Annotated in this window: 25 protein-coding genes; 9 read left to right on the forward strand and 16 right to left on the reverse strand. The window is 49.8% G+C overall.

The features are described from left to right. Positions 1-8: 8 nt before the first annotated feature. The 3 genes from hrpA to ACTNE6_RS12515 form a co-directional block, all read right to left on the reverse strand. Entirely contained in the window at positions 9-3902 is a 3894-nt protein-coding gene (gene hrpA / locus ACTNE6_RS12505; protein ID WP_442496959.1) for an ATP-dependent RNA helicase HrpA, read from the reverse strand. A gap of 115 nt (positions 3903-4017) precedes the next feature. Further along, the gene (locus tag ACTNE6_RS12510; protein WP_194968349.1) at positions 4018-4290 is read right to left on the reverse strand and encodes a SemiSWEET transporter; all 273 of its coding nucleotides are present in this window, start codon (positions 4288-4290) and stop codon (positions 4018-4020) included. Between the two features lie 68 nt (positions 4291-4358). Next, positions 4359-5093, reverse strand: a complete 735-nt coding sequence (locus ACTNE6_RS12515) for a metallophosphoesterase (RefSeq protein WP_194968350.1) — start codon at positions 5091-5093, stop codon at positions 4359-4361. 86 nt (positions 5094-5179) lie between these two features. Between ACTNE6_RS12515 and ispG the strand changes: the two genes are divergently transcribed. Further along, the gene (gene ispG / locus ACTNE6_RS12520) at positions 5180-6397 is read left to right on the forward strand and encodes a flavodoxin-dependent (E)-4-hydroxy-3-methylbut-2-enyl-diphosphate synthase (protein ID WP_442496960.1); all 1218 of its coding nucleotides are present in this window, start codon (positions 5180-5182) and stop codon (positions 6395-6397) included. A gap of 45 nt (positions 6398-6442) precedes the next feature. Here ispG and ACTNE6_RS12525 read toward each other — a convergent pair whose 3' ends face one another. Further along, positions 6443-7618 (reverse strand): NnrS family protein, encoded by a 1176-nt coding sequence (locus tag ACTNE6_RS12525; protein ID WP_442496961.1) that lies wholly within the window; start codon positions 7616-7618, stop codon positions 6443-6445. A 5-nt stretch (positions 7619-7623) separates the two neighbouring features. After that, positions 7624-8418, reverse strand: coding sequence for a ferritin-like domain-containing protein (locus ACTNE6_RS12530; protein ID WP_442496962.1), 795 nt, complete (start codon positions 8416-8418; stop codon positions 7624-7626). A gap of 22 nt (positions 8419-8440) precedes the next feature. Between ACTNE6_RS12530 and ACTNE6_RS12535 the strand changes: the two genes are divergently transcribed. Genes ACTNE6_RS12535 through ACTNE6_RS12545 form a run of 3 tightly spaced genes read left to right on the forward strand, consistent with a single transcriptional unit; the run spans position 8441 to position 10291 of the window. After that, positions 8441-8815 (forward strand): VanZ family protein, encoded by a 375-nt coding sequence (locus ACTNE6_RS12535; protein WP_434484224.1) that lies wholly within the window; start codon positions 8441-8443, stop codon positions 8813-8815. Positions 8816-8838: 23 nt separating this feature from the next. After that, complete coding sequence (locus tag ACTNE6_RS12540) at positions 8839-9438, forward strand: GNAT family N-acetyltransferase (protein ID WP_442496963.1); 600 nt, start codon at positions 8839-8841, stop codon at positions 9436-9438. Continuing rightward, positions 9428-10291, forward strand: coding sequence for a carbon-nitrogen hydrolase family protein (locus ACTNE6_RS12545; protein WP_442496964.1), 864 nt, complete (start codon positions 9428-9430; stop codon positions 10289-10291). Before ACTNE6_RS12540 ends, ACTNE6_RS12545 begins: the two co-directional genes overlap by 11 nt. Before the next feature lie 207 nt (positions 10292-10498). On the opposite strand, the gene rpoS is transcribed toward ACTNE6_RS12545, so the two are convergent. The 4 genes from rpoS to ACTNE6_RS12565 form a co-directional block, all read right to left on the reverse strand. Next, positions 10499-11461, reverse strand: a complete 963-nt coding sequence (gene rpoS / locus ACTNE6_RS12550) for an RNA polymerase sigma factor RpoS (protein ID WP_194968357.1) — start codon at positions 11459-11461, stop codon at positions 10499-10501. Between the two features lie 57 nt (positions 11462-11518). Next, positions 11519-11677: a peptidoglycan DD-metalloendopeptidase family protein gene (locus tag ACTNE6_RS12555; RefSeq protein WP_442496965.1), complete on the reverse strand. Its 159-nt coding sequence runs from the start codon at positions 11675-11677 to the stop codon at positions 11519-11521. Positions 11678-12142: 465 nt separating this feature from the next. Then, complete coding sequence (locus ACTNE6_RS12560; protein WP_442496966.1) at positions 12143-12979, reverse strand: peptidoglycan DD-metalloendopeptidase family protein; 837 nt, start codon at positions 12977-12979, stop codon at positions 12143-12145. A 3-nt stretch (positions 12980-12982) separates the two neighbouring features. Further along, positions 12983-13477, reverse strand: a complete 495-nt coding sequence (locus ACTNE6_RS12565) for a DnaJ domain-containing protein (RefSeq protein WP_442496967.1) — start codon at positions 13475-13477, stop codon at positions 12983-12985. Positions 13478-13586: 109 nt separating this feature from the next. Between ACTNE6_RS12565 and mobB the strand changes: the two genes are divergently transcribed. After that, positions 13587-14117 (forward strand): molybdopterin-guanine dinucleotide biosynthesis protein B, encoded by a 531-nt coding sequence (mobB, locus tag ACTNE6_RS12570; RefSeq protein WP_442496968.1) that lies wholly within the window; start codon positions 13587-13589, stop codon positions 14115-14117. After that, positions 14110-15354: a molybdopterin molybdotransferase MoeA gene (moeA, locus tag ACTNE6_RS12575; RefSeq protein WP_442496969.1), complete on the forward strand. Its 1245-nt coding sequence runs from the start codon at positions 14110-14112 to the stop codon at positions 15352-15354. Before mobB ends, moeA begins: the two co-directional genes overlap by 8 nt. A gap of 6 nt (positions 15355-15360) precedes the next feature. Here moeA and ACTNE6_RS12580 read toward each other — a convergent pair whose 3' ends face one another. Both ACTNE6_RS12580 and ACTNE6_RS12585 read right to left on the reverse strand, forming a co-directional pair. Beyond that, positions 15361-15684: a rhodanese-like domain-containing protein gene (locus tag ACTNE6_RS12580; protein WP_442496970.1), complete on the reverse strand. Its 324-nt coding sequence runs from the start codon at positions 15682-15684 to the stop codon at positions 15361-15363. A gap of 9 nt (positions 15685-15693) precedes the next feature. After that, positions 15694-16857, reverse strand: coding sequence for a pyridoxal phosphate-dependent aminotransferase (locus tag ACTNE6_RS12585; protein ID WP_194968364.1), 1164 nt, complete (start codon positions 16855-16857; stop codon positions 15694-15696). Between the two features lie 108 nt (positions 16858-16965). On the opposite strand from ACTNE6_RS12585, the gene dksA reads away from it, so the two are divergent. The 3 genes from dksA to acs are packed head-to-tail and all read left to right on the forward strand — an operon-like array spanning position 16966 to position 20281. Further along, complete coding sequence (gene dksA, locus ACTNE6_RS12590) at positions 16966-17400, forward strand: RNA polymerase-binding protein DksA (protein ID WP_194968365.1); 435 nt, start codon at positions 16966-16968, stop codon at positions 17398-17400. Between the two features lie 2 nt (positions 17401-17402). After that, the gene (gene gluQRS / locus ACTNE6_RS12595; RefSeq protein ID WP_434484326.1) at positions 17403-18305 is read left to right on the forward strand and encodes a tRNA glutamyl-Q(34) synthetase GluQRS; all 903 of its coding nucleotides are present in this window, start codon (positions 17403-17405) and stop codon (positions 18303-18305) included. A gap of 38 nt (positions 18306-18343) precedes the next feature. Then, a complete protein-coding gene (acs, locus tag ACTNE6_RS12600) occupies positions 18344-20281 on the forward strand; it encodes an acetate--CoA ligase (RefSeq protein WP_442496971.1) in 1938 nt (645 codons plus the stop codon). A gap of 37 nt (positions 20282-20318) precedes the next feature. Here the strand turns inward: acs and ACTNE6_RS12605 are convergent, their stop codons facing one another. The 5 genes from ACTNE6_RS12605 to cydB all read right to left on the reverse strand — a co-directional run bounded on the left by ACTNE6_RS12605 (position 20319) and on the right by cydB (position 24116). Continuing rightward, on the reverse strand, positions 20319-21794 hold the full coding sequence (locus ACTNE6_RS12605) for an oligosaccharide flippase family protein (protein WP_442496972.1): 1476 nt from the start codon (positions 21792-21794) through the stop codon (positions 20319-20321). 260 nt (positions 21795-22054) lie between these two features. After that, on the reverse strand, positions 22055-22288 hold the full coding sequence (locus tag ACTNE6_RS12610; RefSeq protein WP_442496973.1) for a ChaB family protein: 234 nt from the start codon (positions 22286-22288) through the stop codon (positions 22055-22057). 57 nt (positions 22289-22345) lie between these two features. After that, positions 22346-22633 (reverse strand): coiled coil domain-containing protein, encoded by a 288-nt coding sequence (locus ACTNE6_RS12615; RefSeq protein ID WP_331819585.1) that lies wholly within the window; start codon positions 22631-22633, stop codon positions 22346-22348. A 179-nt stretch (positions 22634-22812) separates the two neighbouring features. Beyond that, positions 22813-22956, reverse strand: coding sequence for a cytochrome bd-I oxidase subunit CydX (cydX, locus tag ACTNE6_RS12620; protein WP_442496974.1), 144 nt, complete (start codon positions 22954-22956; stop codon positions 22813-22815). A 20-nt stretch (positions 22957-22976) separates the two neighbouring features. After that, positions 22977-24116, reverse strand: a complete 1140-nt coding sequence (gene cydB, locus ACTNE6_RS12625) for a cytochrome d ubiquinol oxidase subunit II (RefSeq protein WP_442496975.1) — start codon at positions 24114-24116, stop codon at positions 22977-22979. Positions 24117-24141 lie beyond the last annotated feature (25 nt).

Genomic DNA, 24141 nt, shown 5'->3' on the forward strand with positions numbered 1-24141 from the left:
TCCGATTTTTACCCTCTTTCATCCCAGGCTTTTTCCATGCGCTTTGCCGAAATCGGGTAAGCCGTCTTGAGTTGCTGCGCAAACAGCGAAACTCGGAATTCCTCCAGCATCCAGCGGTAATTATCCTGCTCGGGAATAACGGGCTCTTTTTTAGTCTTCTTCTCAACGTCTTTCCAGTAGCGCGTCCAGTACCGGTTTATTTCCTGCATTTTCTGCATGCTGTTATCGAGCTTATCGATACGGTAGAGAATCGCCCTTAAATAACGCGGCATGGCTTTAAGCTGCTGGAACGGCGTGTGGCGGACAAAGCACTCGTAGATCATAAACTTGAGTTGCTCATTGATGTCCTGAACCATCGGATCGTTGACATTGAAGCGTTTAAGCTGCGCTTTGACGGCGCCATGCAGTTCCATGATCTCCAGAATGATCCTGCCCGCCTCATTGGAAAACCCGGCCAGCTCACCTTTATGCTGTTTTAAACTTTGTTCGAAAGCCTGCTGTGTGCGTATCGTTTTGCCTTCGACAAACACCGTGTACAGGATCAAATAGAGCATATCGTCTTTATAGGAAGCCACCGCGTCCGTCTCTATGATCGGATGTTTGGGCAACTGGTTGTAAGTTAATTCCGCAACCGCCGACTTGGGGAGGTTTTTGACGACATATGTGCACTCCTTGCGCAGATAGAGCTGGAACAGGCGCATGAGCCCCGCTTGGTGCTGGCGCGCGGCTTTTTGCTCGGTATCGAAAATGCGCACCCCGACGGCATCGCCTTCATCGACAATGGCCGGATAGCCAACAAATGCCTGCCCTTTCTGCATGAATTGCCAGGTTTCGGGCAGATCATCGAATGCCCATTGTATGCAGCCGGTATAATTCAATTCATCGGCTGCCAGTTGATCAAAACTTTCCCCAGCCGTTTGGGTATATTTGCCTTGCAGCTTTTTCAGGTCACGGCCGTAGTCCAGCAGTTTGCCCTCGTCGTCAATGACTCTGAAATTCATTTTCAGGTGCTCAGGCAGCGTTTCCGGATTCCAGGCATTGAGCGGTATCGCTTCACCCGTCAATTTTCTGAGGCGGGTGCTTAGCCATTCATAAAGCGAGCCTTTAAAGTCGGGCTCGATTTCAAGACATTGCTTGACGGTTTCCGGCACCGGCACGAAATGTTTTCTCAGGTTTTTAGGCAGCGATTTGATCAATGCGACCAGTTTTTCTTCCAGCATGCCCGGCACCAGCCAGTCGAACGGCACCTGCGAAACCTGATTCAGCTGATGCACGGGAATGACGGCCGTGACGCCGTCTTCATCATGGCCCGGCTCAAAGCGGTATTGCAGCGCGATCGCCAGATTGCCTACTTTCTTGCTGTCGGGAAAATCCCATTCGCTGACTTGGCTGTCCTGCCCGCGGGTCAGGTCCTCCTTGGTCAGAAACAGGATTTTGGGATTTTCCCGTTCGGCGATTTTACGCCATTGATCGAGCGCAATGCCGCTGACGATATCGGCCGGCAGTTTCTTGTCGTAGAATTGATAAAGCCACTCTTCATCTTCGATCAGATCGACGCGGCGGCCTTTGTGCTGGATATAGCCGACTTCTTCGAGCAGCTTCTGGTTGGCGATAAAAAACGGCGCATTGCTATGGTAATCCTGATCGACCAGCGCCGAGCGGATAAAAATCTCGCGTGCCGCCTTGGGATCGACGCGTTCATAAGGCACTTTGCGGCCGGCCTGCAAGGTCAGGCCGAACAGCAAAGTTCGTTCATAAACGGCGCTGCGGCCGGCTTTCTTTTCCCAGTGCGGATCATAATAGCTTCGCTTGATCAAATGCTCGGCGCACTGTTCTATCCATTCCGGCTCAATCTTGGCGACATTGCGTGCGTAAACCTTGCTGGTTTCGACCTGCTCGGCGGCCATGATCCACTTCGGCCGGGCTTTATGCAGGCCGGAACCGGGGAAAATAAAGAACTTGAGACCTCTGGCGCCCAGGTACTCGTATTGCTCATGGCGGAAGCCGATGTTCGACAGCAGCCCAGGCAGCAAGGCGCGGTGAATTTCTTCATAACTGGCCTCGATCATATTCGGCTTCATTTTCAGTTCGCCTTTGATCACCTGCATGATCTGCGCATGGATGTCGTACCATTCGCGCATACGGATATAGGACAGGAAATTCTCGGTACAGTATTTGCGCAGCTTGTTGTTGGACAGATGCTTCTTCTGCTCTTCGAAAGTATTCCAGATATTCAGGATCGTCAGAAAATCGGAATCCTCTTTGCGGAAGACCGCATGCTTGGCCTCGGCCTGATGCATTTTATCGGCCGGTTTCTCGCGCGGATCCTGAATGCTCAAGGCCGACACGATGATCGCCACTTCGGTCAGACAATGCTGCTTCTCGGCTGCGATCAGCATGCGCGCCAGTTTCGGGTCGGTCGGGAATTTGGCCAGTTGCTTGCCGATCTCGGTCAGCTTACCCTGCTTGTCGAGCGCGTTGACTTCATGCAGCGCGTTTTTGCCGTCGCGGATCATTTTGTCTTCGGGCGGCTCGACAAACGGGAATTTCTCGATATCGCCCAGATTCAGCGATGTCATCTGCAGAATGACTGATGACAGGTTCGTGCGCATGATCTCCGGCTCGGTAAATAGGGGCCGGGCCAGATAGTCGTCCTTCGAGTACAGCCGGATGCAGATGCCCTCGGCGACACGGCCGCAGCGTCCGGCGCGCTGGTTGGCGCTGGCCTGCGATATTTTTTCAATCGGCAGGCGCTGGATTTTGCTGCGGTGGCTGTAGCGGCTGATGCGTGCATGGCCCGTATCGATCACGCAGCGTATGCCCGGTACGGTCAGCGACGTTTCGGCGACGTTGGTCGCCAGCACGATGCGGATCTTGCCGCCTTTGGGCTTGAACACGCGCTCCTGTTCGCTGACGCTGAGTTTCGAATACAGCGGCAGGATTTCATACTGGGCCGGATGGTGCTTTTTCAATGAATCGGCCGTTTCGCGGATTTCGCGTTCGCCGCTCAGGAAAATCAGGATATCGCCGCGGATGTCCCGCTGCAGTTCGTCGACGGCATCGAGGATGGCTTGCTGCAGATCATCGCTGGTTTCATCGTCCTCTTCGTCCCGTTGCTCTATCGGGCGGTAGCGGATTTCTACCGGATAGGTGCGTCCTGACACTTCAATGATCGGCGCATCGTTGAAATGATTGGCAAACCGCTGCGGATCGATCGTGGCTGAAGTAATGATCAGTTTCAAATCGGGACGCTTGGGCAGCAACCATTTCATGTAGCCCAATAGAAAATCGATATTCAGACTGCGCTCGTGCGCCTCGTCGATGATGATCGTATCGTATTGAGTCAGATAAGGATCGTTTTGCGATTCAGCCAGCAAAATACCGTCTGTCATGAGCTTGACCAGCGACTCGGCATGAGTCTTGTCGTTGAAGCGGACTTTGTAGCCAACTGATTTGCCTATCAGCTCTCCCAGCTCTTCGGCTATCCGGTCGGCTACGGTGCGCGCTGCAATACGCCGAGGCTGCGTGTGGCCGATAAAACCCGAAGCACCGCGGCCGATTGACAGACAAATCTTCGGCAATTGCGTAGTCTTGCCCGACCCGGTTTCGCCGCAGACGATCACAACCTGATTGGCTTTAATCAGCTCGGCAATATCATCTTTCTTGCCCGTGACCGGCAAGTCGGGAAAATTAATCGCAGGAATACTGGCCAAGCGTTTATTGCGCAGGGCTATCGATCTTTCAATACGGCCTTTCAGCGCATTAAAGGATTCGATCGGATCTTTGCCTTTTTGACAGTCACTGCGCAACCTGTCCAGTTGCCGCTTGAATCCGTGCCGGTCCTGGCTCAGGCATTGAGGTAATCGGGAAGTGAGTTGTTTAATAAGATCGAGGGTGGACATCCAGTACAATCAAGGCAAATAAAACTATTATACGTTATGTGCCCTGTTTTGAATTTTATCAATGATCAGAGTGCGGCTCAGATCGGCCGCAAGCATTCGTAACAGAGATGAAGGCCTAACTTTTTTTGCAGACTGTATTGTATACCTTGAAGGATAGTATCGAGGCTGCCAGCACCAGCGTTATCGCATTGGCGAATATAATGGCCTTATCGGAAATATAAACGCCATAGACAAGCCAGCATAGCACGCCCAATGTGAATATACTGTACATGCTCAAAGACAGCGCTTCCGTATCTCTGGTTTTTATGGTCAATATGGCCTGCGGTAAAAATGAGGCTGTCGTCAATGTTGCAGCTATATAGCCAATAATTTCAGGCGTCACTATCATCGGTGTCGTTCTCTATAAATATAATTTTTTATGAATATTTAGAAACAGTAAGGCATTGTAAAGCCGTGTTAGATAACCACGGTTCTGTTCAGTTCAAAGCCCGGTACTGTTTTTTTGCCGGCATATCCCCTGGGGTTGCATAATATTCGGGTGCCGGCTATCCGGTAATCGGACGAACTGTGAACATGGCCGTGAAACCAGGCGTCGATCTCGTATTCATAAAACAAGGGCTGTAAGTCAAAGTCATTGCAATAGGCTAATTTTCTAAGGGCATTCGGCGACTCATACCAACTCCATTGGGACGGCGCATGATGCGTAACTACAATGGTCTTGCCTGGAAATGGCTGGGCTAGTTCCTGCTCCAGCCATTCCTTCGAAATTCGATGCAATTGGGTAAAATCAGCGCTGTCGAATGACCTTCCTGCCAATCTGATTTTCTTGAAATCATTTAAGCTTTTGCATAAGGTATCGGCTTTTTCATCACCTTCAATAAACAGATCGGTCCACATCGTGCAGCCTAAAAAACGAACATCCTGAAATAAAAACTCGCTGTTCTCAAGAAATCGTACATTGCTGCCTTGGCACTGTTCTCTAAGCTTTTGCAGCGTTTCCTGATAGTCGTGGTAATAGAATTCGTGATTGCCGGCTACATAAACAACGGGTTTATCCAGGGATTTCAGCCATTCCAGACCTTGTGTGCAAACTCCGATATCACCTGCGGCAATAATAATATCGGCATCATTGGCCGACGCTTCCAGTGCCCCGAATTCCAAATGTACATCAGAAAAATAATTGATCCTCACGATTTAATCTGCTCAATGTCCTGTATGAGAGTATAATTTCCGGTTATTCTTTCAGATAACCGTAACCTTTTCCATAAAGATTTTATATGTCAATTAGCCCTAGAAAAATTACTCAGCAAGTTTTAATCGGCAATGTTAAAGTCGGCGGCGGCGCGCCTATCGTGGTTCAATCGATGACCAATACTGATACGGCCGATGCTTCCGCAACCGTTAATCAGATTATCGAGCTGTCCAAGGCGGGTTCTGAACTTGTCCGTATTACGGTTAATTCGGAAGAAGCGGCTAAAGCCGTCGCTGAAATCCGCAATCAATTGGATCAGAAAGGCTGCGATACCCCTATTATTGGGGATTTTCACTTCAATGGGCATAAATTACTGGAAAAATATCCGGACTGCGCTGAAGCATTGAGCAAATACCGCATCAATCCGGGCAACGTCGGCCGCGGGAAAAGCCGCGACCCGCAATTCCAGCAAATGATCGAGTTTGCCTGCCGCTACGACAAACCGGTCCGTATCGGCGTCAACGGCGGCAGTCTCGATCAATCGGTATTGACTCGCCTGTTGGAAGAAAACAGAAACAAGACCAATCCTGAAGAACTGTCGGCCATCACCCGCGAAGCGATTATTGTTTCGGCCCTTGAAAGCGCGGCCAAGGCCGAAGAAATCGGCCTGGCCAAAAACAAAATCGTGCTGTCCTGTAAAATCAGTAATGTGCAGGAATTAATCAGTATTTATGAGGAACTGTCCAGACGTTGCGATTACGCCTTGCATCTGGGCCTGACCGAAGCCGGCATGGGTTCGAAAGGCATCGTATCTTCGTCCGCCGCGCTATCGGTGCTGATGCAGCAAGGCATCGGCGATACCATTCGTATTTCCCTAACGCCCGAGCCCGGTTCGGCAAGAACCCAGGAAGTCATTGTTGCCCAGGAAATCCTGCAAACGATGGGTTTTCGCTCGTTTACGCCGATGGTTATCTCCTGCCCTGGCTGCGGCCGCACTACCAGCGATTATTTCCAGAAGCTGGCGTTGGAAATTCAAACCTATCTGCGTGAAAGCATGCCGGTCTGGCGCAACCAATATCCGGGCGTTGAAACCATGGAAGTGGCGGTCATGGGTTGCGTGGTCAACGGTCCCGGCGAAAGCAAAAACGCCAATATCGGCATCAGCCTTCCCGGTACCGGCGAATCACCTGTCGCGCCTGTTTATGAAGACGGCGTAAAAACAGTCACCCTGAAAGGCGACCGGATTGCCGAAGAATTTCAGGAAATAGTACAGCGTTACATCGAATCGCATTACGGCGCGTAAGCCGCCATTCACCGGCTGAATGCTGAATTCAGCCGGTATCTTCAATCACCCTTCCTGACCGTCGATCCGGGCCGTAGTTAATATCGGCGCATAAACAAACACAAACAGCGAAAACGTCGCCAGCCAGGATAGCGTCGACACATACACGAGAACGCCGTACCAGTCCGGCAACGCTATCGGCAATAAAACCCTGAACAAGGCCGCCACATTGATCAACACAAATCCGATCGCCATGGCATTAGAAACCCGAAGCGCCCTGCCGGTATGCCCTAACGACACGCGCGCCATCATGCCCAGCGTTAGCACGCCAATGCCGCCAACCGTAAAAGCGTGCAAGGCCAAAGTCGGCGCCACCAGCTCATAAGCGGAAAACGCCGTCAGTCCAAAGCCTAAAATGACCCAACCGTAGCCGATATAGAGCACCCACAATAACGGTACGTACCAGATGCGCTGCACGTACCAGCCCGCCACTCTGATAATGTTAACGGCAACGGCCAGAACCGCTATCAGCGCCAAGACAATGCCCGAAATATTGAACAGCTGCAAGCCGAATACCAGTGCCGCCGCCGCAATCGACAGACCATCCATGATAGGATTTCTCACCACCCGCGCGCCTGGCAAGCCTCGCTCCGTGAAAAAAGGAAAGACGCGCCCGGCGATGACCAGAATCATGATAATGATAGTCGCAACAACCATCTGAATGCCCGGCCATGCGCTGTTTTCCTGAATGCCGAGAGTCTCGGCATGTATCAAACCATTGCCCAAGGCCAGCAGGAGCAAAAGCCCGATAAAGATCAGGTTTCTGTATTGGCGGACCTGCATGATCGGTTTGCTGATCTGGTAAGCCAGAGCCGGCAGGAAGGAAAAATCGATTAAGGCAATCAATGCATCCGGCAGGAGCCCGGCATAGAATGGCACGATGCGCCCGTATAACCATAACAGACACAAGCCGGCCAATTGATCGCCGGTTAATGTAGGCCGGCCGGTCCAATTTCTAACCGCCGTCAATAAAAAGCCTGCAATCACGGCGACGGAATACCCGAGCAGCATTTCATGCGCATGCCAATAGGTATTGGCAAAGTAATTGCTCAGCGTCAACTCACCCTTGAAAATAGCGTTCCAGAGCACGATCAGAATCAGCGCTGACAAGCCGGCTAATCCGAAGAACGCCCTAAATCCCAAGGCAAACAGAGGATAATCAAAAATAGTAGATGATTTCATGTCGATCAATTTTCCAACCAGTCCAGTTCAGCATTCGAGAAACCTGCAATTATACGCATTTCTCGGTTAAATGGGCCTTTTGGTTTGCCGCCTTTGTAGTATTCCCTGATCAATTCACGATATTTCGCTTCGGACTCGTAGCCGTGCTGCCGGCTGACAAACTTAAACCAGTAGGAACCCAGCTCCACATGCCCGACTTCATCGGTTAAAATCCGGGTCAGGAGTGCTACACTGGTATCGTCGCCCAGTTTCTTGAATTTTTCAATGATGGCCGGCGTCACATCCAGGCCGCGCGCCTCCATGCAGCGCGGCACCATGGCTAGCCTAGCCAGCACATTATCGGCCGTATCCGTGGCATGTTCCCACAAACCGCTGTGGGCCGGCAGATCGCCATAATCGATCTGCAGAGATCGGAGATGATCCCTAATCAATGCGAAATGTTGCGCTTCTTCGTCAGCAACGCGCAGCCAATCCTGATAAAATTGATCGGGCAAGCCGCGGAAACGATAAAGTATGTCCCAGGCCAGATAAATAGCGACAAATTCAACGTGCGCAATAGCATGAAAAAAAGCGATGAGGCCGTCCGGAGTAGTCAATTTCCGCTGCGGCATATGGCGCGGCGCCAATAACTGCGGCCGGTCAGGAAACTTTACATTAACAATCGGCAATACCGGTCGATCGGAATCAAGGCTTAAACGTTGCGATTGCAATAATTGCCAAGCCTGATGCGTAAGCGCTAACTTTTCGTCGATATCAGCCCGATGCAAGCATGCTTCGGCAAACTCAAATATATTTTTCATTAATCAAAGTGACAGTAAAAGAATGAATAAAATTTTGGATTTCACTTTTCTATTAGCCTATTGCCTGTGTATCTACTGGCTTTCCGATCAACCATCATTGAAAGGCCCCGAGTGGTTCCCCCATCAGGATAAGCTCCACCATGCCGGAATCTTTTCCATTATGGCGCTACTGGCCTGGCGCAGCTTCAGGCACTGGATCGAGCATCCTATTATACTCGCTATACTCGCTGTTTCCTTTTGCAGTGTATATGGCATATCCGATGAATGGCATCAATCTTTTGTCGAGGGCCGGACGTCTGATGTCGCTGACTGGATTGCCGATACCGTCGGCGCAGCCATGGCTATATTTTTGTTTTATAAGCTACGCATCCGCTCACAAGTTCGGATAAAATTGTAATCTTTTATCTACGTTTATATCCCATGTCCAAAAATATTCGCATTGAAAGATGTAGCGGCAAAGCGCTGGAACGGTATATTCCAGAGTTGGCCCGTTTAAGAATTGAAGTGTTCCATGATTTCCCTTATTTGTATGACGGTACTTACGAGTATGAAGAAAAGTACCTGCAGACTTATATCAATTGCCCGGCGAGCGTCATCGTTATGGCATTCGACGGCGATAAGGTAGTCGGTGCATCGACCGCCATCCCGATGAAATATGAAACGGATGAACTAAAAAAACCGTTTATTGAGCACGGCTACAACCTCGACGAAATTTTTTATTGCAGCGAATCAGTACTGAACAAGGATTATCGCGGTCTCGGCATCGGCGTGCGTTTTTTTGAGGAAAGAGAGGCTCATGCCCGGGAACTGGGCGGCTTTAAGCATATCTGCTTTTGCTGCGTGGAACGGCCAGCCGACCACCCCCGCCGTCCGGCCGATTATGTGCCGCTCGATAAGTTCTGGAACAAACGCGGCTATTTCAAGCATCCCGAATTATCGACAACTTACAGCTGGAAAGACCTGGACGATGCTGAAGAAACCCCTAAACCGATGACATTCTGGCTGAAACATGAAAGTTAAGATTGCTACCGCCCAATACGACATCAGCTTCCTGGAGAACTGGCAGAATTATCAAGCCAAAATTGAGCGCTGGGTTGGCGAAGCGGCCGAACAGGACGCGAAGATTCTGCTTTTCCCCGAATATGGCAGCATGGAACTGGCCTCACTGTTTCCTAAAGAGGTCTATTCATCGCTCAGCAAGCAACTGGCGTCCATGCAATCCCTATTGGATGACTATACCGGCCTGTTTCAGGCATTGGCGCAAAAATACGGCTGTTATATCCAGTCCGGCACGTTTCCGGTGGAAATCGAGCCCAATGTTTATCGTAACCGGGCTTATCTGTTCATGCCCGACGGCCGGCTCGATTACCAGGATAAGCTGATTATGACCCGCTTTGAGAATGAGCAATGGCTGATCAATAGCGGCGAGGAATTGAAATGTTTCGATACCGAATACGGAAGAATCGCAATCAATGTCTGCTACGACAGCGAATTTCCGATGCTGGCGCGAAAACAGGTTGAAGCCGGAGCCAACCTGATTTTGGTACCCAGCTGCACAGACACGCTCGCCGGCTATCATCGGGTCAAAATAGGCTGCCAGGCAAGGGCTCTGGAAAACCAGTGTTATGTTGTGCAATCTCCGACAGTAGGCGAAGCGCCCTGGTCTGAAGCGGTTGACGTCAATATCGGTGCGGCGGCCGTTTATACGCCTGTGGACCGCGGTTTTCCTGACAATGGCATTCTGGCTATCGGCGAGCTCAACAAGGGGCAATGGGTCATGGCGGAAATCTCTCTCAGCGCTTGCGAGGCAGTCCGGCAACAAGGGCAGGTCTTTAATTACCGGGACTGGCCATTGCAACAAAAATTCAGATAACTGATGCTATCCAGTCGTTTGGTCGAAGAATTCGACCAAACGACTGCCGTACTTTATAACATGGCAGTATTGCCATCATGCAATGCGAATATCCCCTGTGGCACAAGTTAATCCGTATCTATATGCATATTGATTGCGCTTGACTAAGGCCGCAACGCTCAGCGCAGCGAACAGAATCCGCCATGCGCGCAACATCAGTTCAGTTAATCAAAAAATCGCCTCGAAAGAATAACCGTTAAACTCCAATATTTCTTTCAGTCTTTTTAACGAATCCATCTGAATTTGTCTAACACGCTCTCTTGTTACACCTAACTCTTGAGCGACCTGTTCAAGCGTTGCATTTTCATAACCGCATAGCCCGTAGCGGCGGCAAATCACTTCACGTTGCTTTTCAGATAGTTGAAATACCCAATTGGCAATATTCTTTTTAATGCCGTCTTCCTGTAATTTTTCGGTCGGCGACATAGTCTCGGCATCCGAAATCGTTTCTACCAAAGGTTTGTCAAAATCTTTCCCGCCGGGTATATCCACTGATGTGACCCGTTCATTGAGCTTGAGCATTTTTTTCACCACGCTGACCGGCTTATCGAGATACTCAGCGATATCCTCGGCGCTGGGCTCACGATCCATCAACTGGGCCAAATGATGCTGGGCTTTGAGGTAAACATTCATTTCTTTTACGATATGAATCGGCAATCGGATCGTGCGGGTCTGGTTCATGATAGCCCGCTCTATTGTTTGCCTGATCCACCAAGTGGCATACGTTGAAAATCTGAACCCTTTATCAGGATCGAATTTTTCAACGGCGCGGATCAGTCCCAGATTGCCTTCCTCTATTAAATCCAGCAACGGCAGCCCTCTGTTCAAATAACGGCGGGAAATTTTGACGACAAGGCGCAAATTGCTTTCGATCATGATATTGCGGGCTGCTTCATCGCCTCGCAACGCTTTCTTGCCGTAGAATTTTTCCTGATCCGCGGTCAGTAATTGTGATTTGCCCAACTCGTTTAAATAGAACCGCGTCGCATCGAAGCTATTATCATTATGAGCTTCCATGGAAATTGCCTCGTCAACCTCCATCACTTCACCTAACACGGAATCTGTATCAAGTTCGTCGTCAAACGCTACACAAATATCATCGTCCAATACTTCACACATTTCTTCCTGCATACACCCCCCTCTGGCTAATCGACCTGAGTCGAAACACCGTTATTTTTGGTAAATAATTTAATGGATATGTTTTTTTCCATTATTTCTTATTTCAAAATGCAGCGAAGTTTGCCCGGGTCCGGCTTCTCCAATATGGCCAATAATTTGGCCTTTTTTTATGGTTTGCCCTTCCGAAACCAGCAAACGGTTATTATTGGCATAAGCACTTAAATACATTTATTGTGTTTGATAATTCAGTAATTACCATAGCCAATCAAACCTTTTCCGCTATACGCAACTTTTCCTGCTCCAGCAGCGCTGACGGCCTGTCGATTTTTCCTCTGATATCAATTCCTTATGTTATTCTATTGAGTAAAGTTTTTATCGGTGTTTTCCTTTATCAATCACTGCTAGTTTACTTTAACACTATTTTTTTATTGTCTGAAAAAAATAGCTTTTTTTGTGAACTACGTCCGTTTTTTTTGATAGGGTTGATCGCAGCCACTGCACTATATCCTTGATCTGAATTGAATAATTTCAGTTTCCGGACAACCGCCAAAGCGTAAGTCGGCGGCAGGTGATTCCATAGCGCCAGGCGGTGATAGCCATGCCCGGAGCACAAGCCGACCGAGTGCACTGCCTGAATTAGTCTCGGAAAATTTGGCCATATGCATACACTGATTAAACTAAGCTTAAAAATTATTATTTGCTTATAGACACTTGAGCAGGCTGGCGATGATTTTTGGGTAAATAATTTAATGGATTTACCGATTTTCCATTTTTTCTTATTTCAAAATGCAGCGAAGCTTGCCCTGGTCCGGTTTTTCCAACATAGCCAATAACTTGGCCTTTTTTTATGGTTTGTCCTTCCGAAACCAGCAAACGGTTATTATTGGCATAAGCACTTAAATACCTCTCATTGTGTTTGATAATCAGTAAATTATCATAGCCAATCAAGCCTTTTCCGCTATAAGCCACTTTTCCTGCTTCAGCAGCGCTGACGGCCTGTCCTGCTTTTCCGCTAATATCAATTCCTTTGTTATTCGATTGAGTAAAGTTTTTTATTACCTTTCCCTTTATCGGCCACTGCCAGTTTAACTTTGCTACTATTTTGTTATTGTCTGAAAAAATCAGCTTTTTTTGCGAATTACGTCTGTTTTTTTTGATAGGATTGACCGCAGCCACTGCACTATATCCTTGATCTGAATTAAATAATTTCAGTTTTCGGCCAATCGCCAAAACGTAAGGCGGCGACAGGCGATTCCACTGAGCCAGGCGTTGGTAGCCATGCCCCGAACGCAAGCCAATAGAATATAGGGTATCGCCTCTTTCTATCACATAGTATTTTGTTCCGGCAGTAATGCGTTTGGTATTATCTTCCGCCTCGATCTTGTTTTCTGAGGGTTTGGTCTGATTTTCAGAAGAATCAATGTCATAAGATTTTACCGGTTCAGAATTTTCATGTTCTGAACAGGCGCTTAATAGAAACACCAGCATCAGCCTTACAATAAAAACAGGCTGGGCATAACGAGAGCGCATGAGCTATCTGGCCAGCAATATCTTCTTTGCCAAATTTATTTTCGCGGCCAGATAATCTGACCCGCCGCGGTCAGGGTGTATTTTCTGCATCAATTTGCGGTGAGCTTCAATGATTTCCTGTTTCGATGCTCCTATCTTCAACCCCAGCACTTCGTAGGCCTCTTCAGCCGTCATTTTTCCCGAAGAACCTGATGCACGCTGATACGATGATGCCCCCTGCTTGGCGGAATTAAACTCAGTCCATAATCTGTGCAGTTGAGGCGCATAATGCAGCAAGACCGGTATTAATCTGAACAAAGAGGCAACAACGATGCCGACCAGGGCAAAAAGCCAGTTCAAGCGCCCGGTCGCGCCTAAATAAATTAAAATTATACCGACGAACCCGAGACCGAGAGCTTTGATATAGCGGACCATCTGAGCCGGCGGCGTTTTTAAAAACCTGCGCAGGACGAAAAATGAAATAATGATTAGCAATAAAACCAGATAAATTCGAATCAATGTTGTCTCCGGGATCAATATCCGTTTTCAAACCGCTTTTTCTTAGTGGCCTTATGAATAATACCTTAGAATAAGTCATCTCACGATAACAGCCTTAATATTTGATTCCATGCAGAATGCCAAAATTCCAGTCCTGGGTTTTGCCGCTTTCAGCGGCACCGGCAAAACAACTTTACTGTCGCAATTGATCCCGATTCTGAAATCCAATGGCCTGCGCGTAGGTTTAATCAAACACAGCCATCATGATTTTGAAATCGACAAGCCGGGCAAAGACAGCTTCCGCTTGCGGGCAGCGGGGGCTTCGCCTGTCATGCTGATATCGAAATCCCGGCGTGCCATTATTACCGAGATCACACCCGAAAAAGAGCCTAGGCTGGACGATCAGCTAAAGGTGCTTGATCAGTCTGAACTGGACCTGATTCTGGTTGAAGGTTTTAGAACCGAGCCATTTCCGAAGATAGAATTGCACCGCGCCTCGCTCAACAAACCATTGCTTTATCCTGACGATCCGCACATCATGGCGATCGCCTCGGATTGCGCCTTGGAAACGCCCCCGGAGCTGATTCAGCTCGATATCAACCAACCTGAAATGATTGCGGCATTCATTCTGAATCAATTCATGAGAGGAAATTATGATTGACTTATGCAGTCAGGACACAAACCCGCTGTTATCACTGCCGGAAGCATTGGCCAGAGTCAGAGCAGCCCTGCTGCCTGCCGCCGGCTCTGAAAAGGTGGCTTTAAAAGACGCCTTGGGACGCACCCTGACGCAACCGGTTTACTCGCCCATCAATATACCTCATGAAAGAAACGCCGCGATGGATGGCTATGCCTTGGCCGCTAGTGACATAGCGCCGAATCAGCCTTTTTCTCTGCATTTAGCCGGCACCTCCTGGGCCGGAAGACCGTTTCAGGAACAACTGCAACCGGGCGAATGCATCCGAATCTTTACTGGCGCGGTATTGCCTGAACAGGCCGATACTGTCATCATGCAGGAGCAGGTGCGCGCCGACCGACAAACCATACATTTTCCGGCACAGGCACGGCCCTATCAGAATGTCCGCGAAATCGGAGAAGATACCCGGCAAGGCACCTGTCTGATTGCCCCACCTAAAAAGTTGACTGCCGCGGATTTAGGATTGCTGGCCTCTGCCGGCGTTTGCGAGATTACCGTCAAGCGTCGATTGAACATTGCTTTTTTTTCTACCGGCGATGAACTGACGGCCTTAGGCCAGGCGCTGCAATCCGGGAAAATATATGACAGCAATCGCTATATTTTGAGCGGCCTGCTGGCTGATCCAGGCTATAGCATAGCCGATAAAGGCGTGATTGCCGATGACCGTGACAAACTGGAAGAAAACCTTGTTGAAGCGGCCAAGAATTACGATGTCATCATCACAACAGGCGGTGCTTCGGTAGGCGAAGCCGATTTCGTCAAGGACGTACTGGCCAGCTGCGGCCAAGTCAATTTCTGGAAGATTGCCATGAAGCCCGGAAAACCGCTGGCATTCGGCAAAATCGGCAATTGTTATTTTTTCGGACTGCCCGGCAATCCGGTTGCCGTCATTGCCACCTTTGACCAACTGGTCAAGCCAGCATTAAAGCAACTGGCCGGCGAGCCGTTTACCCAACCTCTACGATTGACGGCCATCTGCACAAGCTCGTTGAAAAAAGCGGCGGGACGGCAGGAGTTTCAGCGCGGCATACTGACCCAAAGCGATGCCGGCAAATTGCTTGTAACCTCATCGGGAAAGCAGGGCTCACACCTGCTCGGCTCATTCAGTCGTGCCAATTGCTATATTATCTTGCCGGCCGACTGCACAGGCGTGGAAGCCGGCGAACAAGTGACCGTCGAGCCGTTCAGCCTGTTTGTGTAGAATAGATTAATAGCGCGGTACCGAATTGTCGCATTCGCAAGACCAGGCGTCGATGCCGCCTCTCAGGTTTGAAACCTTTTCAAAGCCGTAATGCACCAGATAGTCGGCAGCCTGTTGGCTGCGCATGCCGTGGTGGCAAATCACGACTATGTCCTGCTGCCGATCCAGTTCATCGAGTCTGTATGGAATTTGATTCAGCGGAACCGACACACTCTTTTCGATATGCGCGTACTGAAACTCATGCGGCTCTCTGACATCCAGCAAAAACAGAGACTCGCCATTTTGGATCTTATTTTTCAATTCAATCGCTGAAATTTGTTTTACAGACATGATTACCTTCTATCTATTAATGAATCTTTCTAAACGGTGCATGGCAACAGCCATTCTATCTATGGAAGTCGTATAGGCAAAACGGATGTAATGATTTGACTCATAGTCGCCAAAATCCTTGCCTGGCGTGATCGCCACGCCTTCGGCCTCTAAAAAATCCAGTGCGAATTGATAGCTGTCATCGGTAAATTTTGCACAATTGGCGTAAATATAAAAGGCGCCTTCCGGCTTGATCGGAATATCAAAACCTAACCGCAACAGGGTGTCATAGAGAAAATCGCGCCGGGCGGCAAACTCTGCCCGCCTGAATTCAAGCTCATCAAGCGTACGCTCATCAAAAGCGGCTAAAGCCGCATATTGAGAATGCGTGGGCGTGGAAATGAAAATATTCTGCGCCAGCCTCTCGGTGGCTTCAATAAACTCATCGGGCACAATCAACCAACCAATTCGCCAGCCGGTCATACCGAAATATTTGGAAAAACTGTTAATGATAAACACGTCGTCGCTGAACACCAGCGCTGTCGGTGCACTCTTGACATAAACCAGGCCGTGGTAAATCTCATCGGAATAAAAACATCCGCCTAGCTGATTGACCGCTTGAATGGCCGAATTCAGTATCGCCGGGTCGATAATCGTACCGGTAGGATTGGACGGCGAGGCAATCAGCGCTCCTTTAGTCGCTTCCGTCCAGTTCTCTCTTATCAATTCCGCTGTTAACTGATAACGGGTGCTCGAACCTACGGGCACTGCTCGGGTTCTGCCCTCGAACACTTTGACAAAATTACTGTTGCACGGATAACAGGGGTCCGCCATCAGCAGCTCTTCGCCTGGGTTCAAACTGCTGCCCAGCGCCAGCAAAAAGGCGCCGGACGCGCCTGGCGTTACAAAAATGCGCTCCGGCGCTACTGCCACACCGTAGCGCTGCCGGTAAAAGCCGGCTATTTTTTCACGCAGTTCGGGCAGGCCCGCAGCCGGTGTGTATTTAATCTCGCCGGTTTGAATATGTTCGATACCAGCATCAATAATGGTCTGCGGTGTAGCAAAATCGGGCTCGCCGATTTCCATATGGATAATATCCCTGCCCTCGCTTTCCAATTGCTTGGCGCGTCGAAGCAATTCCATAACGTAGAATGGAGAAATAGTCTGAGTCCGCTTAGCCAGTCTTTCGCTCATGTCTTATCGCTCGCCAAAAACTCTTAATGATACCAATAATTCTTGCCATCTTATTATGATTCTGATAAAAATGCTCAGTTTTATTTATCTTGTCTTAGGAGTTAAAGGATGACCGATAGTTCTAAAACTGACGCATCACCTTTCAGTTTTACGCCTTATAAAGAAAAAGAAGGCGAAGAATATATGAGCGAGGCTCAACTAAAGCATTTTGAGACCATTCTAAGAAACTGGAAAGCTGAATTAATGCAGGAAGTTGACCGTACTGTGCACCACATGCAGGATGACGCCGCTAATTTCCCTGATCCTAATGACCGGGCGACTCAGGAGTCGGAATTCAGTCTGGAATTAAGAACTCGTGACCGCGAACGCAAGCTGATCAAGAAAATTGAAGAAGCCCTGAAAGAAATTGAATCGGGTGATTATGGCTATTGCGAATCATGCGGCATCGAGATCGGCGTACGCCGCCTGGAAGCCAGGCCGACCGCCACCTTGTGCATAGACTGCAAAACTCTCGATGAAATTCGGGAAAAACAAATGGGGTAGGTCTGTCTCAGGACAAACAACCTTATATCGGCCGGTTTGCACCTTCGCCTACCGGCCCACTCCATTTCGGATCCTTATATACAGCCTTGGCCGGTTTTCTTCAAGCCCGATCGCAGAAAGGCAAGTGGCTGCTGCGCATCGACGACCTCGATACGCCGCGAAACGCCAAGGGTTCAATCGATCACATCCTGAAAACGCTGGATATTTTCGGCCTGCATTGGGACGATAGTGTTTACTTTCAGAGCCATAATCTCGACGTTTACGAAGACGCGCTGCATGAATTGACAGAAAACCGGCTTATTTATGCCTGTACATGCAGCCGCAAAATGCTTACTGAAACACATCCGGAACAGGCTCAGTCCGATATTTATCCGGGCATCTGCCGGGACAGGCCTCCCCCACCGCATACCGCCTATGCATTCCGCATCAAAACCGACAATCGCATCATTTCATTTCAGGATGGTCTGCAAGGCTTCATCGCGCAGAACCTGGCTGAACAGCACGGCGATTTTATCCTGAAAAGAAAAGACGGCATCATAGCTTATCAGTTCGCTGTCGTGGTCGATGACCACAGGCAGCAAATCAATCATGTCTTGCGCGGTTTTGATCTACTCGATTCGACGCCCAAACAAATCTATCTGCAGCAGCAACTGGGGCTCGCTACACCGCAATACATGCACGTGCCGATTATCATCGATACCCAGGGCTACAAGCTCAGTAAACAAACCCTGGCGCAGGCAGTCGATTTAAAAGCACCGAACAAGCTGATCTTTGAGCTGTTGACCTTATTAAAACAAGCGCCCCCGGACGAACTTAAACATGCCGAAACCACCGAACTGCTTAACTGGGCCATTGCTCACTGGAACCCGAACCCTCTGGAGAAATTGCGTGCAATCAGCCGATGAATTAACCAAGGCATTTGCCAAATAAGGATTAAAAAAACATGTCAGACGTTAAAATTTACGACGTACAACCGGAAATCGCTGCCAGCGCGCATATTAACACCGAAACGTACAAAGCACTTTACCAACACTCTATTGATGACCCCGAAGCGTTCTGGGCGGAGCAGGCAGAGCAGTTTCTGAACTGGAGCAAGCGCTGGGATACGGTCATGGCATACGATTTCCCCAAAGGCCATATCCGCTGGTTCGAAGGCGGGAAACTCAATGTCAGCGTCAATTGCCTGGATCGCCACTTGCCTACTCGCGGCGACCAGACGGCCATTATCTGGGAAGGCGACAATCCGGCTCATGATAAAAAAGTCACTTACCGCGAACTGCACGAACAGGTCTGTAAATTTGCCAATGTTTTAAAAGCGCAAGGCGTCAAAAAAGGCGATCGCGTCTGCATTTATCTGCCTATGATTGCCGAGGCGGCAATCGTCATGCTGGCCTGCACGCGCATCGGCGCCGTGCATTCAATCGTTTTCGGCGGCTTTTCCGCTGACGCATTAAAAGATCGCATCATCGATGCGGACTGCCGATACCTGGTCTGCGCCGACGAAAGCAATCGCGGCGGCAAGACCGCCCCCTTAAAAGTTAATGTCGATAAAGCGGCTGCGAATTGCCCCAGACTTGAAAAAGTCATCGTCATCAAAAACACCGGCGCGGACATAGACTGGCACGAACATCGCGACATCTGGTATCACGAAGCCATGGCCGAAGCTTCAACCGACTGTCCGGCCGCAGCCATGGATGCGGAAGATCCGCTGTTTATCCTGTACACATCAGGCTCCACCGGCAAGCCCAAGGGCGTCCTGCACACGACCGGCGGCTATCTGCTGTATGCGGCCATGACCCACAAATATATCTTCGATTACCACGACGGCGACATTTACTGGTGCACGGCCGATATCGGCTGGGTCACGGGCCATTCCTACAGCATTTACGGGCCATTATGCAACGGCGCCACGACGTTGCTGTTCGAAGGCGTGCCGACTTATCCGGAAGCCGATCGTTTCTGGCGAATTGTCGACAAGCATCAGGTCAACATCTTCTATACCGCGCCGACCGCCATCCGCGCCCTGATGGCGCAGGGCGATGATTTTGTCACGCGCACCGACCGCAGCAGCCTCAGGATTCTCGGTAGCGTCGGCGAGCCGATCAATCCGGAAGCGTGGGAATGGTATTATCACGTGGTCGGCAATGGCCGTTGCCCGATCATGGATACCTGGTGGCAAACCGAAACCGGCGGCATCATGATTACGCCTCTGCCCGGCGCCATTGCGCTGAAGCCAGGCTCCGCCACCTTGCCGTTTTTTGGTATCAAACCCGAGATTGTCGATAATGAAGGTCGCCTGCTGGAAGGCGTCGCCGAGGGCATCCTGGTCATCAGCCGTTCATGGCCTGGACAGGCTCGAACGGTTTATGGCGATCATCAACGCTTTGTCGACACTTATTTCAAGAACTATCCCGATTATTATTTTGCCGGCGATGGCGCCCGGCGCGATCAGGACGGCTATTACTGGATCACCGGGCGCGTTGATGACGTGATCAATGTGTCCGGACACCGCATGGGCACAGCCGAAGTTGAAAGCGCACTGGTGCTGCATGAAGATGTCGCTGAAGCGGCCGTGGTCGGCTATCCTCACGACATCAAAGGCCAAGGCATTTATGCCTACGTGACGTTAAATGTCGGTGTAGAGCCCACGGAAAAGCTCAAACAGGAACTGATCGAACTGGTCAGAAAAGAAATCGGCGCTATCGCACATCCTGATGTGATTCAATGGGCGCCGGGGTTGCCGAAAACGCGTTCAGGAAAGATCATGCGCCGAATCCTGCGCAAAGTGGCGTCCAATGACATCAGCAATCTCGGTGATACGTCTACCCTGGCTGACCCATCCGTCGTTGAAGATATTATCGATCATCGAGCCAATAAGTAGGACTCACGCCGGCGGGAAAAGATAACAGCACCTCTCTTTAAGCCGGCTTTACCACTATCTTGCGCCTTTCAAAGAGCGCGACACTTAAAAGATAGACCAGCATCAGTCCGCCGGCAGATAGCCATGCCGGCCGGCCGGCATCGAGCGGCAATTGCTCATGCGCCAGATACAACGCGATGCCGAGGCTGGTATAGCCAACCACGCGCTTGAGGTCATAAGCCACCGGGTAATACTTCCTGCCCAGCACATAAGAGACGATGACCATCGCGCCATAACAGGCCAGTGTCGCCCAGGCCGAACCTATATACCCCATCGTAGGGATCAACCAGATATTGAGCACGATTGTCAAAGCTGCACCGGCCAATGACACAAAAGCACCCATTACGGTGCGATCGGTCAGCTTGTACCAGATCGACAGATTGACATAAATACCCAGGCACAGATTGGCCAGCAACAATATCGGTACAACTTCAAGCCCTGCGCGAAACTCCTCGCCGATAAAATATTTAAAGAAATCGATGAACAATGCCACCATCAAAAAGATAAACACGCAGAAAATCACGAAAAACTTGAGCACATCGGCATAGACCTTGCGCGCATCGCTGTTGCCGGCATAGGCGAAAAAAAACGGCTCGGCGGCATAACGGAAAGCCTGAATGAACAATGACATCAAAATCGAAAGCTTATAGCAGGCGCTGTAAATACCGAGCATTTTCAGATTAGTGACATCATCATAAGGCAGCAGATATTTGAGCAAGGCGCGATCGAGCATTTCGTTGATAATGCCGGCGAAGCCGATCACGACCATCGGCAGCGAATAGCGCAGCATGCGGCCGAACAATTGCCGGTCGAAGCCCCAGGTCAGTCCTCTAAACTGCGGAATTAACAGTAAAAACTTGAATATGCTGGCCAGCAGATTGGCGATAAAGATGTAGCCCACGCCAATAGCCGGATCATAAACCCGACTTACCCAGGAACCAGGACTTTGCCCGAGCGCCTTGGGGCAATAAACGATGAAAAACAGGCTCAGCAGGATCGTTATCATGATCTCGGCCATTTTGATGCCGGCAAAACGCAGCGCCTTGTTTTCGGCCCGCAGCCGTGCGAAAGGAATTGCCGTCATCGCATCCAGTGTCAGAATGGTTGCAAACCACAGCACGTATTCCGGATGATCGGCATAATGCAGTGCTGCCGATAGCGGTGCATTAATCCATCGGATGAGCAGAAAAAAACCCAGATTGACCAGAACGACAAAGATCAACGCGGTTGAATATGCCGTATCGCGCCCGGGTGACTCCTTGTCGCGGAAGCGAAAATAGCCCGTTTCAAACCCGAACAACAACAGCACGGAAAAAAATCCCGCATAGGCATAAAACTCCGACACCACGCCATATTCCGCCGCCGAAAAATAATAGGTATAAAGTGGCACCAAAAGATAGTTGAGGAAGCGCCCGAAAATACTGCTGATGCCATAGATTGCAGTTTGGGATGCCAGTTTTTTTATAATGCCCATTTAAATTTGTTGATCGATTAAGGAAATACTCGGGCTGATGAGTACATGCTCAAACAGCCCCGGAATTTAAACCGCTCATGCGGTTCCGGTCAGTAGGCTTGGCATTATATAACCGATATTGCAGTGATGAGGTTTTTTGTCGTTTGTCGTGCTACAAACTGGATGAACTTTAACAGATATAGCACTTGACGTTATCCGAACCAGAAACTGAACATGACGACGTAAGGCAAGACTATTAGCAGGACATTGATCCTATTGAATTAATGCTTTTTCTCGACCCAATCATCGCCGTGCTTTTCATATTTCTTTTTCACGGCCGCCCAGGCTACTTTGTGCGCCACCGTCTCCCTGTCATCGTCACTGGAGCGGCGCTCCTCGGGTTCCTTGTATTCATCCCAGGCATTGTTGTAGGCCGACAGATAGATCTCCTGCCCATGCGTGGGCAAATGATTTTTTACATTATCAGGCAAGTCGGTTAAACGCTTGTAAGGCATGATCTTCTCCCGAGTTTAAGAAAATATTCAGCTGCCAATTGTTTTTAAATCTCTTGGCTAATGAAACCTGGCAGTGGTCAAGTTCACCGACTCTCCCAGATTATTTGAGGCTGCTTCCACATCGGCCTTAAGACTTTCCCAAACGTCATCGCGGGCTTGCTGCAGTTCATCCAGCTTTCCCTGCACAATATCCAGTTTCTGCTGCAGCTCGCCGACCTGCATATCATACTCAGCTTTGACATCGGCCTCCGTCTCATCCGCTCTGAATTTCAGCTGATCAATCGCGGCGCTCCACTCGGCCAGCTGTGTTTGCAGTTTGTGCTGATAAACTTCCCGCTGTTTCATGAGGATCTCCTGATACAAGTCAATCAGGTTTTGACGATATACAGCATGGTCTCCAAACCGGCTGTCGTGGATTTATTCCCAAATGACTGCCTCCCGGTTGGAGAAGTTCCGGGATCTGCTTGCTCGGGTTTCAAGCATAAAAAGGGTTGGCTTTTTACGCCAACCCTTTATTTATTCAATTACGAATCGCCTTTTTGCACAGTATCGCAAGACTGATCAATGCCCTCGTTATCGATATCGCAATTTGATTCCAGCCACATAGCGTTGATGACGGCAAAAGCGGCGGCGAAGCTGGCGCCCAGCATCCAAGTGAAATACCACATGCGTGTTTCTCCTCTTAATCTTAATAGAGTGTATGTGAATCTTTTAACACTGCAGCTTCAGTGACGCTGCCCCAAATCACCTTATAAACCCAGCGCGTGTATAACAGCACAATCGGCAGGAAGACCACGGTAATCCAAAATGCCAGCAGCAGCGTAGTGTGGCTGGCCGTAGCATCCCATAGCGTCAGACTGGAGCGAGGATCAGTAGTCGAAATCAGCAGGAATGGAAACAGCCCCAAGCCTACCGTCAACAATACCCCACTGATACCGATGCTGCTCATCAGAAAAGCCCCGGCCTTGGATTGCCCCTTGCCCAGCAGCCAAGCCAGGGCCAGACCCGAAAAACCCAATGCGGGCGCAAGCAGCATCCAGGGCGTAGAAAGGAAATGATGCAGCCAATCCGCACCAGTTGCGATAACGGTTTTATTGAGCGGATTCGATGCTGCGGATGCTCCCGCCATCTGCGTGATTTCAGGACGGTTGACAGTCGACATTAGCCATAACGTTGCTACCGTCAGACTGATCAGCAACAGCGGGCCGAGCACTGATACGGCTGTTCTGGCACGCTCATGGATTACGCCTTCCGTGCGCCACTTCAGGAACAGAGCGCCATGAAAACTGGTAACCAGCAGGCCGATTACGCCGCATAATAACGCAAAGGGGCTCAGCAAGGCCCAGAACGAACCGTCATAGAAAGGGCGCAAATCCTGATCCAGGTGAAACGGCAGCCCAAGCAGCAAATTGCCGACCAAAACGCCCAACAGAACCGGCGGCAAAGTTCCGCCGATGAATAACCCCCAGTCCCAGGCATTGCGCCAAGCCGGATTGCTGATCTTGCTGCGGTAGTCAAAACCAGCCGGCCTGAAAAACAACGAAAACAGCACCAGCAGCATGGCCGCATATAGCCCCGAGAACAGCGCCGCGTATACAGCTGGCCAGATCGCAAAAATGGCGCCACCCAACAGTATCAGCCAAACCTGATTGCCTTCCCAAGTGGCGCCGACCGTATTGATGATGACGCGGCGTTCCACATCGCTCTTGCCCAACAGCGGCAGTAAAGTGCAAATGCCGAAATCGAAGCCTTCGGTCAGCGCGAAGGCGATGGCGACGACTCCGATAAACAGCCACCAGATCAGACGAATGGTTTCATAATCGAACATAATAGGCTCCTTATTAAATAGTGTG

Origin of the sequence: Methylobacter sp. sgz302048, assembly GCF_052162025.1 — a bacterium.
Classification (GTDB): domain Bacteria; phylum Pseudomonadota; class Gammaproteobacteria; order Methylococcales; family Methylomonadaceae; genus Methylobacter.